This window comes from Methylorubrum sp. Q1 (assembly GCF_004683995.1).
In the GTDB taxonomy this organism is placed as follows: Bacteria; Pseudomonadota; Alphaproteobacteria; order Rhizobiales; family Beijerinckiaceae; genus Methylobacterium.
In genome coordinates this window covers 1-13,074 of sequence record NZ_SRHQ01000017.1, presented here as the reverse complement: position 1 = coordinate 13,074, position 13,074 = coordinate 1, and the positions used below count along the sequence as shown (strand labels likewise).

At 69.2% G+C, this 13,074-nt stretch carries 13 protein-coding genes; 7 read left to right on the top strand and 6 right to left on the bottom strand.

The window, feature by feature from the left end; all coding sequences use genetic code 11:
• Positions 1 to 164 precede the first annotated feature (164 nt).
• The 3 genes from E4V01_RS16515 to E4V01_RS16505 all read right to left on the bottom strand — a co-directional run bounded on the left by E4V01_RS16515 (position 165) and on the right by E4V01_RS16505 (position 2,604).
• Positions 165 to 389 carry a hypothetical protein gene (locus E4V01_RS16515; protein WP_135299099.1) on the bottom strand — a complete coding sequence of 75 codons (225 nt, stop codon included), beginning with the start codon at positions 387 to 389 and terminating at the stop codon, positions 165 to 167.
• 181 nt (positions 390 to 570) lie between these two features.
• Positions 571 to 1,173, bottom strand: coding sequence for an ActR/PrrA/RegA family redox response regulator transcription factor (locus E4V01_RS16510; RefSeq protein WP_060772116.1), 603 nt, complete (start codon positions 1,171 to 1,173; stop codon positions 571 to 573).
• A gap of 36 nt (positions 1,174 to 1,209) precedes the next feature.
• Complete coding sequence (locus tag E4V01_RS16505; RefSeq protein ID WP_060768391.1) at positions 1,210 to 2,604, bottom strand: ActS/PrrB/RegB family redox-sensitive histidine kinase; 1,395 nt, start codon at positions 2,602 to 2,604, stop codon at positions 1,210 to 1,212.
• A 146-nt stretch (positions 2,605 to 2,750) separates the two neighbouring features.
• Here E4V01_RS16505 and E4V01_RS16500 point away from each other — a divergent pair, with 146 nt between their 5' ends.
• Both E4V01_RS16500 and E4V01_RS16495 read left to right on the top strand, forming a co-directional pair.
• A complete protein-coding gene (locus tag E4V01_RS16500) occupies positions 2,751 to 3,995 on the top strand; it encodes a polyhydroxyalkanoate depolymerase (RefSeq protein WP_060768390.1) in 1,245 nt (414 codons plus the stop codon).
• Positions 3,996 to 4,090: 95 nt separating this feature from the next.
• On the top strand, positions 4,091 to 4,816 hold the full coding sequence (locus tag E4V01_RS16495) for a M48 family metallopeptidase (protein ID WP_135299098.1): 726 nt from the start codon (positions 4,091 to 4,093) through the stop codon (positions 4,814 to 4,816).
• A 75-nt stretch (positions 4,817 to 4,891) separates the two neighbouring features.
• Here E4V01_RS16495 and E4V01_RS16490 read toward each other — a convergent pair whose 3' ends face one another.
• Entirely contained in the window at positions 4,892 to 5,311 is a 420-nt protein-coding gene (locus tag E4V01_RS16490) for a hypothetical protein (RefSeq protein ID WP_135299097.1), read from the bottom strand.
• 236 nt (positions 5,312 to 5,547) lie between these two features.
• Here E4V01_RS16490 and E4V01_RS16485 point away from each other — a divergent pair, with 236 nt between their 5' ends.
• The 4 genes from E4V01_RS16485 to E4V01_RS16470 are packed head-to-tail and all read left to right on the top strand — an operon-like array spanning position 5,548 to position 10,532.
• Entirely contained in the window at positions 5,548 to 6,090 is a 543-nt protein-coding gene (locus tag E4V01_RS16485; RefSeq protein WP_060768387.1) for an invasion associated locus B family protein, read from the top strand.
• 60 nt (positions 6,091 to 6,150) lie between these two features.
• Positions 6,151 to 6,786: a hypothetical protein gene (locus E4V01_RS16480; RefSeq protein ID WP_135299096.1), complete on the top strand. Its 636-nt coding sequence runs from the start codon at positions 6,151 to 6,153 to the stop codon at positions 6,784 to 6,786.
• 45 nt (positions 6,787 to 6,831) lie between these two features.
• The gene (locus tag E4V01_RS16475; protein ID WP_135299162.1) at positions 6,832 to 8,880 is read left to right on the top strand and encodes a glycosyltransferase family 2 protein; all 2,049 of its coding nucleotides are present in this window, start codon (positions 6,832 to 6,834) and stop codon (positions 8,878 to 8,880) included.
• Positions 8,877 to 10,532, top strand: a complete 1,656-nt coding sequence (locus E4V01_RS16470; RefSeq protein ID WP_135299095.1) for a glycosyltransferase — start codon at positions 8,877 to 8,879, stop codon at positions 10,530 to 10,532. Before E4V01_RS16475 ends, E4V01_RS16470 begins: the two co-directional genes overlap by 4 nt.
• An 88-nt stretch (positions 10,533 to 10,620) precedes the next feature.
• Here the strand turns inward: E4V01_RS16470 and purC are convergent, their stop codons facing one another.
• Together purC and nth are read right to left on the bottom strand one after the other, a co-directional pair.
• Entirely contained in the window at positions 10,621 to 11,415 is a 795-nt protein-coding gene (purC, locus tag E4V01_RS16465; protein ID WP_003605938.1) for a phosphoribosylaminoimidazolesuccinocarboxamide synthase, read from the bottom strand.
• A 193-nt stretch (positions 11,416 to 11,608) separates the two neighbouring features.
• Positions 11,609 to 12,310 (bottom strand): endonuclease III, encoded by a 702-nt coding sequence (gene nth, locus E4V01_RS16460; RefSeq protein WP_135299161.1) that lies wholly within the window; start codon positions 12,308 to 12,310, stop codon positions 11,609 to 11,611.
• A gap of 131 nt (positions 12,311 to 12,441) precedes the next feature.
• Between nth and E4V01_RS16455 the strand changes: the two genes are divergently transcribed.
• On the top strand, positions 12,442 to 12,963 hold the full coding sequence (locus E4V01_RS16455) for a DUF2244 domain-containing protein (protein WP_135299094.1): 522 nt from the start codon (positions 12,442 to 12,444) through the stop codon (positions 12,961 to 12,963).
• Positions 12,964 to 13,074: the final 111 nt, after the last annotated feature.

Genomic DNA, 13,074 nt, shown 5'->3' with positions numbered 1-13,074 from the left:
GGCCGCGCCGCGCGGGGGCGGCGATGCCGGGGACGGAGGGGATTGCGCTCGATCGCGTACGAGTGAGCCGGATGTTCGAGGCGACCCGAGAGCAGGCGATGAGCGATCGGCCGTATCCCGGAAATCTATCGCGGTTTCGTGAAGACGTCACCGCTAGAGAAGGATCACCGGCGACGGGCCGTGCCGATCGGCTCGGCTTCGGTGGCGCGGCGCCAGAGCTGGACCATGATCCAGGCGGCGACGAGGCTGAACAGCGCCATGAGCACGTGGCCGACTTGGTCGCCGAGATCGAGCAATCCGGCCAGCGCCCAGCCGGCGGCGATGGCCGCAGCGAACACTTCCGTGCCGACCAGCACCATGAGGCCGAGTATCGTGATGAGGTTCCGCATACCCGCGTAAGCCTGTTCCGCTCTTCGAGCGGCGAAATAGCCCGAGGCCGGGGCCTGGCGCAACCGCCCGGAACCAACGAGGACACACAGATAAGGTATGAATGCCTCGGGCACGCGCCTGCGCGGATGCCTCGGCAACGAAAAAGGGCCGGCGGTTTCGATCCGCCGGCCCTTTTCAGCTTTAGCGCGGTGCTCGCTTGGCGAGGATCCGCTGGAGCGTACGCCGGTGCATGTTGAGGCGCCGTGCCGTCTCGGAGACGTTGCGGCTGCACAGCTCGTAGACGCGCTGGATATGCTCCCAGCGCACCCGGTCGGCCGACATCGGGTTCTCCGGCGGGTCGGCCCGCTCGCCCGGCTGCGCCATCAGCGTGCCGTGGATCTCGTCGGCATCGGCCGGCTTGGCGAGATAGTCGAAGGCACCGAGCTTGACCGCCGTCACCGCCGTGGCAATGTTGCCGTAGCCGGTCAGGATCACGCCTCGGGCCTCGGGGCGGCGCTCCTTGAGGCGGGCGATCACGTCGAGCCCGTTGCCGTCGCCGAGCCGCATGTCGATCACGGCGAAAGCGGGCGCTTTGGTCTCGACGGCCGCCACGCCCTCGCTCACGCTCTCGGCCACGTGGACCTCGTATCCGCGCGCTTCCATCGCCCGGGCGAGGCGGGTCGAGAAAGGCTTGTCGTCGTCAACGATCAGCAGGCTGCGATCGCTGAAGGCGGAAAGGGGATCGGCATCGGACAGAAAAGCGGTGTCAGAGCTCGGCACCGTCGTCCCGCTCTGCGTCAGCATGCGGTGCTCCTCGTGGGTTCGTGTCATCTCTTTGCATTATATAGGTGCGGCATCCCGTTCCGTTAGGGGTCTCAGAGAATTGTGCGCAACGGGATGGGGCACAATCACTTCCCTCTCGAAAACGTGACGAGGCCACGTCACCCGCACCAGCGCGCCGCGCTGTCCCGCTTCCGTGATGTTGGACAGCAGGAGCTGCGCGCCGGAGCGCTCGATCAACGTCTTGGCGATGAACAGGCCGAGTCCGAGCCCTCCGCCGACCTCGTCGGGATTCTGCGAACGGTCGCGATTGCGGGTGGTGACGTAGGGTTCCCCCGCCCGCAACAGCACCTCGCTGGGGAAACCGGGGCCGTCGTCGCGGACCGTCAGCGTGACGCGCTCGGCGTCCCATCCGGCCTCGATCACGACCCGCGATTCGGCGAAGTCCACGGCGTTGTCGAGAATGTTGGCGAGCCCGAACATCACCCCCGGATTGCGGCGGCAGACCGGCTCCGGCCCCTCGCCCTGCCGCACGACCTCGACGGCGATGCCGAGCGCCCGCTGCGGCGCCACCAGTTCCTCGACGAGATGACCGAAGGTGACGGTCTGGAGGAAGCTCTCACCCTCCTCGTTCTCCTCGCCCATCGAAGTGAGCTTCGAGAGGATGCCGCGGCAGCGATCCACCTGATCGCGCAGCAGGCTCAGATCTTCGGCGATGGCGGGCGAGGCGGTCGGGCCGAGCTGCCGGTCGAGTTCCCTGGCCACGACCATGATGGTGCCGAGCGGCGTCCCGAGTTCGTGCGCCGCCGCCGCGGCCAGCCCGTCGAGCTGCGACAGGTGCTGCTCGCGGGCGAGAACCAGTTCGGTCGCGGCCAGCGCCCGGGCGAGCTGGCGCGTCTCCTCCGCGACCCGCCACGCGTAGACGCCGGTGAAGGCGGTGCCGAGCAGGATCGCGGTCCAGACCCCCGAGACGTAGAGGAAGGGCAGCTCGATCCGCCCGTCGGCGAACCAGGGCAGGGGGCGGTGGACGAGGGCGAGCAGGGTGGCGAGCCCGACCGCCAGCAGACCGAGCGCGAGGGTCCGCTCCGGCGGCAGGGCGGTGGCCGAGATCAGGACGGGGGCGAGGAACAGGAGCGAGAAGGGATTCTGCAATCCGCCGGTGAGGAACAGCAGGCCCGCGAGTTGCACGATGTCGAAGGCGAGAAGCAGCGCTGCCGAATCGTCGCTCAGGCGGTAGCTCGCGGGAAAGCGGATGCGCAGCGCGAGGTTCAGCCAGCATGAGGTGGCGATGACGAGGAAGCACCAGCCGAAGGGCAGGTTGAGCCCGAGCCCGAACTGGGCGCCGACGACTGCCGCGCTCTGCCCGGTGAGCGCGAGCCAGCGCAGGCGAACGAAGGTGTCGAGCCGCAGGTGGCGGCCCGTCGGGGTCAGGGTCTTGTGGGCCGCGTCCATCATGGTGCGGCTACGATAGGGCTGGCGGGGGGAACGTCCACGGACGCGTTACCGGCCCGTTGTAATTTTGAAGGATTTCGCGGCTTGCAACATTCGATAAGATCGACGGGAGCACGGCCGGTTCGGGAGCCGCGCCGGGGAGTGCCGAAATGGATCTGGCGTATATCTGGTACGAGACGGCCCGCGCGATGTTGACGCCGGCTCGGCTCGCGGCGGACGCGGCTCGGCACAGCCTGGATAACCCCGGAAATCCGCTCGCCTACGGTCCCTATGCCCGCTCGACGGCTGCCGCGCTGGAGATGTTCGAGCGCGTGACCCGCCGCTACGGCAAGCCGGCCTTCGGCCTGCCCACGACCGTCATCGACGGCCAAGGCGTTCCGGTCTCGGAGCGCGTCGTCTGGGAACGGCCCTTCGGTCGCGTGATTGCCTTCGACCGGGCGCTGCCCGCCGGGCATTCGGAGCCGCAGCCCAAGCTCCTGATCGTGGCGCCGATGTCGGGCCATTACGCGACGCTCCTGCGCGGCACCGTCGAGGCGATGCTGCCCAACCACCGGGTTTTCATCACGGATTGGTCCGACGCGCGCATGGTCCCGTTGCTGGACGGGCGCTTCGACCTCGACACGTATATCGATTACCTGCAGGCGATGTTCCGTGACCTCGGGCCGGACCTGCACGTGATGGCCGTCTGCCAGCCCGCCGTGCCGGTCTTCGCCGCCGTCGCTCTGATGGAGGCGGCGGATTCGGCCCACGTGCCGGTCTCGATGACCCTGATGGGCGGGCCGATCGACACCCGCCGCTCGCCGACCGCCGTGAATTGCCTCGCGCAGGAGCGCGGCATGGCCTGGTTCGAGAAGAACTGCATCACGGTGGTGCCGCCGCTCTATCCGGGGGTGATGCGCCGGGTCTATCCCGGCTTCCTGCAGCTTTCGGGCTTCATGGCGATGAACCTCGATCGCCATGTCACCGCCCATACCGACATGTTCCACCACCTCGTGACCGGCGACGGCGATTCGGCGGAGAAGCACCGCGACTTCTACGACGAGTATCTCGCGGTGATGGACCTCACGGCGGAGTTCTACCTCCAGACCGTGCAGACCGTCTTCGTCGATCACGCCCTGCCGCGGGGGCGGATGCGCCATGGCGGACGGCTGGTCGATCTCTCGGCGATCCGCCGCTGCGCCATCCTCGCCGTCGAGGGCGAGAACGACGACATTTCCGGCGTCGGCCAGACCAAGGCCGCCCTCGACCTGACCCCGAACCTGCCCGATGCCCGCAAGGCCTACCACATGCAGGAGAAGGTGGGGCATTACGGCGTGTTCAACGGCTCGCGCTTCCGGTCCGTCATCGCCCCGCGCATCGCCCGCTTCGTACGGGAGATGGAGGGCAGCGCCTGACCGCGACGCGGGCAAGCGTCCGATCAGGTGGATTTCCGGTGAGAGAGGCATTGCTGGGATGGCTGAGCCGGCCGGCTGCGGCTAGGCTCGCGGGCATGACGCGCGCCCTGCTGCGACGGCCGGATCCGGATCACATCGAGATCGCTCATGACGGGCAGACCTTTCGCGTCGCCATTCTTCGGCGGCCGACCGCGCGCCGGCTGACCCTGCGGGTTTCGAGTGCGACCGGCGCGGTGGTTCTCACGCTGCCGACCCGGTCGTCGCTCGCCACGGCTCAGAAGTTCGCGCAGAGCCACGGCGGCTGGATCGCCGCCCGCCTCGCCAAGCTGCCCGAGCGGGTGCCGTTCGCGGAAGACTCGGTCATCCCGCTGCGCGGTGTGCCGCACCGGATCGTGGCGCGGGACGGGCGCGGCATGGCCGAGGCGGATCCCGCGAGCGGGACGCTCGCCGTCCCAGGCGATCCGGCGCACATGCCGCGCCGTGTCCGCGAGTTCCTGATGCGGGAGGCCCGGCGCGACCTGTCGCAATCGGTGGCGGTCTACGCGACGCGCCTCGGCCAGCGGCCGGCGCGAGTGACGTTGCGCGACACCCGCAGCCGCTGGGGGTCCTGCACCGCTCGCGGCGAGCTGAATTTCTCCTGGCGGCTGATCCTCGCGCCGCCCGTGGTGCTCGACTACCTCGTCGCCCACGAGATGGCGCATCTGCGCGAGATGAACCATTCCCCCCGCTTCTGGGCGCTCACCAACGAAATCTGTCCCCATGTGGATGAGGCGGAGCGGTGGCTGAAGCGGCACGGCTCGGAACTGCACCGCTACGGCTGATTCCAAATCCGGTCGATCCCTGCGGATTCGGGCGATCCCCAGGCGCCGCCTCCGGTCCGATCGACCGGAACCGGCTCAGTACTTCGTCACGATCGCCCGGCTGCGGGCAGGCGCGGCCTCGGCCGGCCAAGTCGGGCGCGGATCGACGTGGCCCGGCCACAGGGTGCGGGGCGCGACGTTTTCGCAAACCTCGCGCTGACGCAGGTAGGTGGGGCGGCCCATCGCATCGCGGCGCAGCACGGTGCCACCGTCCCGGCAGAAGCCGGCGATGGCCGCCGCGTCGCCACGTCGGCGCCCGCGCGGATTCCGCTCCACGGGCGGATGCTCGATGGTGAGCGGCGCCTGATGGTTGAGGGAGCGCTCGATATAGGTCGTCGTCGCCTCGGGCGGGAGGTAATCCGATTCCTCGAACGGCAGGGAGAGGGCGGAAGCGCCCCCGCAACCCGCCGCGACGAAGAGGGTCGCGAGGGCGAGGGGGGAGGCGAGGCGGCGCATGGCGGTTTCCTCGGATGAAGGGGAGCTTGACCTTACCTTAGGGCAGCCGGGCGGCGAGGGGTAGCCGCTTTGCCCCATTCCCGACACACCCTCGCCGCGATTGCTTGACACCGGGAAACCTGCATGGTCCCAACGCCCGAGGCCGGGCGGCACCTCCGAACGCCTCGACTGCGTCAGCGCGAGGGGCATCCGCCGGAGCCGGCCACCGTCTCGACAAGCGATCGATCGGAGTTCGTATGAGTCTGTTTGCGGGCGTGGTTCGGGCTTTGCGTCCTGGGGCCGGCCGCCGTCTTGCGCTGGCGGCCGCGACCGCCGCGACGGTGCTGGCCGGGGGCGGCGCCGCACAGGCCCAGGGGACCGTGCGCAAGACCTTCGACGATTGGCAGTTGCGCTGCGAGACGCCGGCCGGTGCCAAGGCCGAGCAATGCGCCCTCGTGCAGTACGTGGCGGCGGAAGACCGGCCGAACCTCAACCTCGTCGTCATCGTGCTGAAGATCGCCGACAACCGCGGCTACCTGCTGCGGGTGCAGGCCCCGCTCGGCATCCTCCTGACCTCCGGCCTCGGCCTCAAGATCGATCAGACCGATATCGGCCGCGCCAGCTTCGTGCGCTGCCTGAGCATGGGCTGCGTCGCCGAGGTGGTGATGGATGACGGCCTGATAAAATCGATGCGCAACGGATCGCAATCGACCTTCATCGTCTTCCAGACGCCGGAGGAGGGGGTCGGCATCCCGGTCTCGATGAAGGGCTTCGGCCCCGGTTTCGACGCGCTCAAGTAGGATCGTCCGGCTCCGGAGCGTTCAAGGGATCGCCGCGAAAGGGCAGGGAACGGTCAGACGATGCGCAGGGCGTTGATCATCCTCGGTGGATTGGTGCTGACCGTGCCCGGCCCGGCGCGGGCCGAACCGGGCAGCTTCTTCAAAAACATGTTCGGCGGCCGCGAGGGCGACGCACCGGCGGTCACCGCGCCGCGGGCGCAGGACCCCGACGACGTCTATTGCCCGCCGGTCTTCGTTCCGGATGGCGGCGCCGCGGTCCAGGCTTTCGCGGGAGCTGCGGGCGACAACCGGCGCCTGCGCCATCAGATCGTGCTCGGCCGGCTTAGCCGGGAGTGCAAGGCGCGGCCCGACGGCTCGGTCGCGGTGCGTGTCGGCGTCGAGCTGCGTGCCCTGCTCGGACCGGCCGGTGCGGCCGGGCGTTTCGACGTGCCGGTGACCATCGGCGTGAAGTACAACGAGCAGCCCGTGATGATGCGCAGCCACCGTGTTGCGGTGGCGATTCCGGCAGGCGCCGCCCAGGGCGAGGCGACGGTCATCGAGAACGATCTCACCGTGCCCGCCGACAAGGCGATGGGCTACGACATCGAGGTGACCCTGGCCGGCGCCTCGGCGCGCCCGAAGCCGGCCGCGCGCCGCCGCAAGCCCGCACCCGCGGCGGCGGCGGCGGAACAGGGTGAGGCCCCGGCCGCACAATGACGGGATTGCCCGCGCAGCATGGCTCGAAACCTGCCGGAGGACGGCATCGCCAAGCCTGATGCAAGGGGAGGCGATGGGCGGGGCGTGTGGCAGGGTCGGGAGACGCCGTTCTCCCTGGTGCCCGCTGACGACCCCCTGTTCGACCGCCGCCTCGTCCTGTCGCCCCCTGAGCGGAGGCCGTGGCAGCGTCGTTGGATCGTCCTGACCTATACGCAGCCCCTGCATGCGCGGCCGCAGAGGCCTCTGCTGCGCCTGCTCCGCGGCGCCGGCCGACGCGACGGCTTCGTGCTGCCGGGTGTTGCCCTCGGCGCCGCGCGCTGGCTCGGCTACCTGCCGGGTGATTGCGAGGGCATCGAGATCGCCGCAGAGCCGGGCTTCGCGCTGGAGCGCGTCGGGCTGCGGAGCAGTGCGAGCGTCTTTGCGGAGGCGCTGCTGAAGCGGCCGGGACGCGCCGCAGCCGCCCTGCGCGCGGCTGTCGCGCGCGACGAGCGGCGCTGGCGCGACAGCCTTCGCGGCGCCTGCGCGGTGTCACCCCTTGTCCGCTATCCGGCCTGGAAGGCGTCGCGGCTGTTTCGGGTCACGCCGGCCGAGCCGAAATCCGGCGCGCAGATCCGCCTCGTTCTCCCGGCTCCCTTCGCGCGTGCCGATGCGGTGGCGCGCAGCGTCGCGAGCCTGCGCGCCCAAACCCATCAAGACTGGTCTCTCCTCATCGCCTGGACGGATGGCGCCCCACCAACGAATCCGGCCATCGACCGGCGCGTCCTCTCCACCCCATGGAATCCGGCCGCGACGCTGCACGAGCTTGGCGGCGGGGCCGACCTGTTCGGCCTGCTCCGCCCCGGCGACATCCTGGCTCCTGACGCACTGCGCCAGCTTGCCAAGAGCGCCGAGGCGGCCGCGATGGTCTATGCCGATGAGGAGACCGGCGGCCGGACGCTCAGGCCGCGCCTCAAGCCGGACTGGAGCCCCGATCTGGCGCTTGCCACGGGCTATGTCGGTGCGCCCGCGCTGATCGCGAGGGATTTCCTCGCCGGCCTGCCCGCCGAGCCGGTGGGCACGCCCGACGCCTTGGCCCTCACCCTCGATCTCGCGGCCGGATCCGCGGCCCGTGTCGCCCACATCCCCCGCATCCTGTGCCGTCGCGAGCCCGTCAGAGCCGATCCGGCTGTCCGCGCGCTCCACCTCGACCGCCACCTGCGCACCACGGGATCGCCGGCGCGTGCAGCGCTGCACGACGGCCGCCTCGATCTTCGATGGCCGCTGCCGGACCCGGCACCGCCCGTCAGCATCATCATCCCCTCCCGCGACCGGCTCGATCTGATCGCGCGGGTCACCGAGGATGTCCTCGAGAAGACGCCCTATCCCGCCCTCGAACTGGTGATCGTGGACAACGGCTCGACGGAGCCGGCCGTGCTCGATCTGTATGAGCGGTTACGCCTCGATCCGCGGGTCCGGATCGAGCCCTATCCGCACCCCTTCAATTTCTCGGCGCTGGTCAATGCCGGCGCGCAGAAGGCGCGCGGCGACGTCCTCGTGCTGCTCAACAACGACGTGGCGGTGCTGCGACCCGACTGGCTCGACGTCCTCGTCGCCCAGGCGGTCCGACCGGAGGTTGGCGCGGTCGGCGCGAAACTGCTCTACGAGGATGGGCGCCTTCAGCACGCGGGTGTCGTGGTCGGGCTCGGCGGCGAGGCCGGCCATATCCTGCGCCGCCGCCCCGCCGACACGCCCGGCCATCTCGATCGCTTGAGCGTGGCGCACGAGGTGTCGGGCGTCACGGCGGCCTGCCTCGCCGTTGCGCGAGAGAAATACCAGGCCGTCGGCGGTTTCGACGAAGAGACCTTTGCCGTGGACTTCAACGATATCGACTTCTGCCTGCGCCTCGGCGCGCGGGGTTGGAAGACGGTGTGGACACCGCACGCGGTGCTGTCTCACCTCGAATCGGTGAGCCGCGGCCGGCCGGTCGGTGCCGCCCGCGCGCGCTTCGAACGCGAGGCCGCTGCCTTCACCGGGCGCTGGCGCGACGTGATCCGGCACGATCCGTTCTACCATCCGGCCCTCTCGCTCACGACTTTCGGCGAGGAACTGGAATGAGCGCCGACGGCTCGCCCCCGGCATGGCCCGACGCCCTGCTCTTCGCCGCCGAGCCCGCCCCGAGACGCCTCGCGCTCCTCGCCCGGGCGCTCCGCCAGCCGAGGCGGGCTCTGCCGATCCTGTCGGCGCGGCTCTCCGGCCGGCGATTGCGGGCGGCGCAGGCTTTCGTCGCGCTGGTCGGCGCCCATCCTCGTCTGGACCGGCCCCGCATCGTGCCACCGCCGAGCGAGCCGCAGGCCGCCCTCGCCGCGGCGGGGATCGAGCGCATTGGGACGGACGCGCAGGGCGCGATCCGCATCACCGCGGACGGACCTCCGATCGTCCTGCTCACGTCCGAAGGCCAGCACATTGCGGCGGGCGCGGCGGCCGCCATCGCCGCCGCCTTCGCCGATCCGGATCGTCACGCGATCTACGGCGACGCGTTGTTCAGCCACGCCGTCCATGGCTCCTGGCTTCCCCTGCTGCGTCCGGCCTTCGATCGGGACTACCTGCACACGGTCGACTATCTCGGCCCCGTCATCGCCTTTCGCCGCGCCAGCGTGATCGGCATCGACACCGTTCCCGGCGCCGCCGCGCTCGATCTGGCCCTGGGGATCGCGGACCGCTTCGGCCCAGGCGCCGTGCGCCATCTCCCGCGCCTCCTGTCCTTCGGACGTTTCGAAGAGAGGGGGGAGGGGCGAACGGCGCGGCGGGAGGCGGTCCGGCGTGATCTCGATCGGATGGGGGAGGGGGGCACGCCCGTCCTCGTCGGGCAAGACGGCGTGATTCGCCTCGACCGGCCGCTGCCGGAGCCGCGCCCCCTCGTCAGCCTGATCGTCCCGACCCGCGACCGGCTCGACCTGCTTCGGCCCTGCATCGACAGCCTGCGTCACCGCACCGACTGGCCGGCCAAGGAGATTCTGATCTGCGACAACGACAGTCGCGATCCCGAGACGCTCGCCTATTTCCGCACGCTCGAGGCGGAGGGCGCGGCGCGGGTCGTTGCCTGTCCGGGCCCCTTCGACTTCGCCGCGATCAACAACCGCGTGGCGGCGCAGGCGCGCGGACGCCTCCTGGCCTTCATCAACAACGACGTCGAGGCCGAGGCGCCGGACTGGCTGGAGCGCATGGTCCGCGAGGCTTTGCGCCCCGATATCGGGGCGGTCGGGGCCCGGCTGGTCGATGGTGAGGGCCGGATCCAGCATGGCGGGATCGTGCTCGGCACCGGCGGTCTCGTCACCCACGGCCACCGCCATTTCGCCGGAGATGCGGCGGGCTATCTCGGCGCCTTGCGCGCCACCCGAAGCGTCTCGGCCGTGACCGCCGCCTGCCTCGTCATTGAGGCGGACAAGTTCTCTCGCGTCGGCAGCTTCGATGCATCGACCTTCGCCATCGATTTCAACGACGTGGATCTCTGCCTGCGGCTGAACGCCGTGGGCCTGCGGACCCTCTATGTCGGGGGCGCCCGCCTCCATCACCGGGAATCGGCGAGCCGCCGGCCCTCGCCGGCGGCGGCCGCCCGACACCGTGCCGAGGTCGAGTCGCTGAGAACGCGATGGGGGCCGCTGCTCGCGCAGGACCCCCATTATCATCCGGGCTTCGACCCGGACCTCTCGACCCATCTGCGCCTTCGCCGAGGTTGGACCGGCATGGAGCCGGCCGAGCCGCGCTGACGACGCTTTGTGTCTCTCACAAAACTCCCGCTGCACCGTCCTCGTCAGAGGGAGAACGGTCGGAGATCGGGAGTTTTGCGAGGCACGCTTACTGCACCAGGCGCGGGCCGCCGGCCTGAACCTTCTCGTTCTCGGACATGATGCCGAGACGCTTGGCGACCTCGGTATAGGCCTCGATCAGGCCGCCGAGATCCTTGCGGAAGCGGTCCTTGTCGAGCTTGTCCGAGGACTTGATGTCCCACAGCCGGCAGGAATCGGGGGAGATCTCGTCGGCGACGACGATGCGCATCAGGTCGCCCTCCCACAGGCGGCCGGTCTCCATCTTGAAGTCGACGAGACGGATGCCGACACCGAGGAAGAGGCCGGACAGGAAATCGTTGACGCGGATGGCCAGCGCCATGATGTCGTCGATCTCCTGGGGTGTCGCCCAGCCGAACGCGGTGATGTGCTCCTCGGACACCATCGGGTCGTTGAGCTGGTCGTTCTTGTAGTAGAACTCGATGATCGAGCGCGGCAATTGCGTGCCTTCCTCGAGCCCGAGCCGCGTCGCCAGCGAACCGGCGGCGACGTTGCGCACCACCACCTCGAGCGGAATGATCTCGACCTCGCGGATCAGTTGCTCGCGCATGTTGAGCCGGCGGATGAAGTGCGTCGGCACGCCGATGTCGTTGAGGTGCTGAAAGACGAACTCGGAAATCCGGTTGTTCAGCACGCCCTTGCCGTCGATCACCTCGTGCTTCTTCGCGTTGAAGGCGGTCGCGTCGTCCTTGAAGTGCTGGATGAGCGTCCCCGGCTCGGGTCCCTCGTAGAGGACCTTCGCCTTGCCCTCGTAAATGCGACGGCGGCGGTTCATAGGCGTGTACCGTGGTTTGAGGAAGTCCATGGGGCCGAGGCTCCTTCGGAACTGGCACTTGAGGCGAAATCCGCGGCGCGGCGGCCCGTCTGGCGGGCAGACGGCCGGATTATGCTTCCCGAGAGAGACATGTCCGGCCGCCTTAGCATCAATCTACCGGAACGAGGTTTGCAGCACAACGCGTTGGCCGGGCAACGCATTGCCGCCGTGGACGCAGACCTGCCTAATCCCCGGATGATATGGGGGTGAGTGCGGTCGTCTTCGAGGGGTAGCGGCACAGATCCGCGATGCTGCAACGCGGGCAATCCGGCCGACGGGCCTTGCAGGTGTAGCGCCCGTGCAGGATCAGCCAGTGATGGGCGTTGAGCCGGAACGGCTCCGGCACCCGCGCCTCCAGCCCCGCCTGCACCTTGTCGGTTGTCGCTGCGGAAACCAGCGGAATGCGGTTCGAGACGCGAAAGATGTGGGTATCGACCGCGATCCGTGGCACGCCGAAGGCCACGTTGAGCACGACGCTCGCCGTCTTCGTCCCGACGCCCGGCAGCACCTCCAGGGCCTCGGCGTCGCACGGCACCGCGCCGCCGTGCCGCTCCAGCAGAATCCGCGACAAAGCGATGACGTTCTTCGCCTTGGTGTTGAACAGGCCGATGGTGCGGATGAAGTGGCGGACCCGCTCCTCGCCGAGATCCAGCATCTTCTGCGGCGTGTCGGCGATGGCGAAGAGCGGAGCGGTCGCGAGGTTTACGCTTTTGTCGGTGGCCTGAGCCGAGAGCACCACGGCCACGAGCAGCGTGTAGGGATTGAGGTATTCGAGTTCCGAACGCGGTTCCGGATCGGCCGCGCGAAGCCGCGAAAAGACCTCGACCAGGGTCGCGTCATCGACAGGTTCGGGCGAGGTTTCGACGCCGGCCGCCAGAGCCGGCATCAGCTTGGCCTTGAGCTTTGCCGGCTTCACTGTCTTCTCGACAGACTTCGCCGACTGACTTTTTACCGCACCAGGGGCAGAAGGGCGAGAAGACGGCTTTTTCGCTGACATCGGCGCGTTATATTCGGCCCATGGCGAGCGGCAACATCTCTGCGCATCCGGACGGGCTCGACCCGGCAACGATGGACCGGCCGGTCTATTCGGCCGTGATCCGGCCTAACCAATCCCTGAGCCAGGACGGCTTCCGGATCGTGATGGGGTTGTGCTGCCTCGTGTCCCTCGTGACCTCGATCGCCTGCTGGCGGGCCGGATTCTGGCTGATCGCCGGATTCTTCGGCCTCGACATGCTGGCGCTCTACGTCGCGCTGAAGGTGAGCTTCCGTCGTGGGCGCTCCTTCGAGGAAGTGGCGATCTCACCCCTCGAAGTCTTCCTTGCCCGCATCGATCCGCGGGGCGTGCGGCGCGAATGGCGCTTCAATCCGCTCTGGACGAAGCTCACCCGCATCGATGACGAGGAGTTCGGATTGCGGACCCTGACGCTGACCTCGCGCCGCGAGCACGTCGTTGTCGCGCGCGACGCCTCGCCGGACGAGCGCGCGATCGTCGCCGACGGCCTGACGCGAGCCCTGGCGCAGGTGAAGAAAGGGTTCTGAGTTCGGCCGGTGCACCCCTGCCGCTGGGTGGCCGATACGTGCATCCCGAAGCCTCCTGGCGGCCGTTCTCACGCTTTCGGCGTTTTTTCGATTGACGCTTTGTTCGGGGGG

Excerpts from the sequence above, each read along its gene's own strand:
- E4V01_RS16515 (WP_135299099.1), bottom strand. The coding sequence starts at position 389 with ATGCGGAACCTCATCACGATACTCGGCCTCATGGTGCTGGTCGGCACG.
- E4V01_RS16510 (WP_060772116.1), bottom strand. The coding sequence starts at position 1,173 with ATGCTGACGCAGAGCGGGACGACGGTGCCGAGCTCTGACACCGCTTTT.
- E4V01_RS16505 (WP_060768391.1), bottom strand. The coding sequence starts at position 2,604 with ATGATGGACGCGGCCCACAAGACCCTGACCCCGACGGGCCGCCACCTG.
- E4V01_RS16500 (WP_060768390.1), top strand. The coding sequence starts at position 2,751 with ATGGATCTGGCGTATATCTGGTACGAGACGGCCCGCGCGATGTTGACG.
- E4V01_RS16495 (WP_135299098.1), top strand. The coding sequence starts at position 4,091 with ATGACGCGCGCCCTGCTGCGACGGCCGGATCCGGATCACATCGAGATC.
- E4V01_RS16490 (WP_135299097.1), bottom strand. The coding sequence starts at position 5,311 with ATGCGCCGCCTCGCCTCCCCCCTCGCCCTCGCGACCCTCTTCGTCGCG.
- E4V01_RS16485 (WP_060768387.1), top strand. The coding sequence starts at position 5,548 with ATGAGTCTGTTTGCGGGCGTGGTTCGGGCTTTGCGTCCTGGGGCCGGC.
- E4V01_RS16480 (WP_135299096.1), top strand. The coding sequence starts at position 6,151 with ATGCGCAGGGCGTTGATCATCCTCGGTGGATTGGTGCTGACCGTGCCC.
- E4V01_RS16470 (WP_135299095.1), top strand. The coding sequence starts at position 8,877 with ATGAGCGCCGACGGCTCGCCCCCGGCATGGCCCGACGCCCTGCTCTTC.
- purC (WP_003605938.1), bottom strand. The coding sequence starts at position 11,415 with ATGGACTTCCTCAAACCACGGTACACGCCTATGAACCGCCGCCGTCGC.
- nth (WP_135299161.1), bottom strand. The coding sequence starts at position 12,310 with ATGCCGGCTCTGGCGGCCGGCGTCGAAACCTCGCCCGAACCTGTCGAT.
- E4V01_RS16455 (WP_135299094.1), top strand. The coding sequence starts at position 12,442 with ATGGCGAGCGGCAACATCTCTGCGCATCCGGACGGGCTCGACCCGGCA.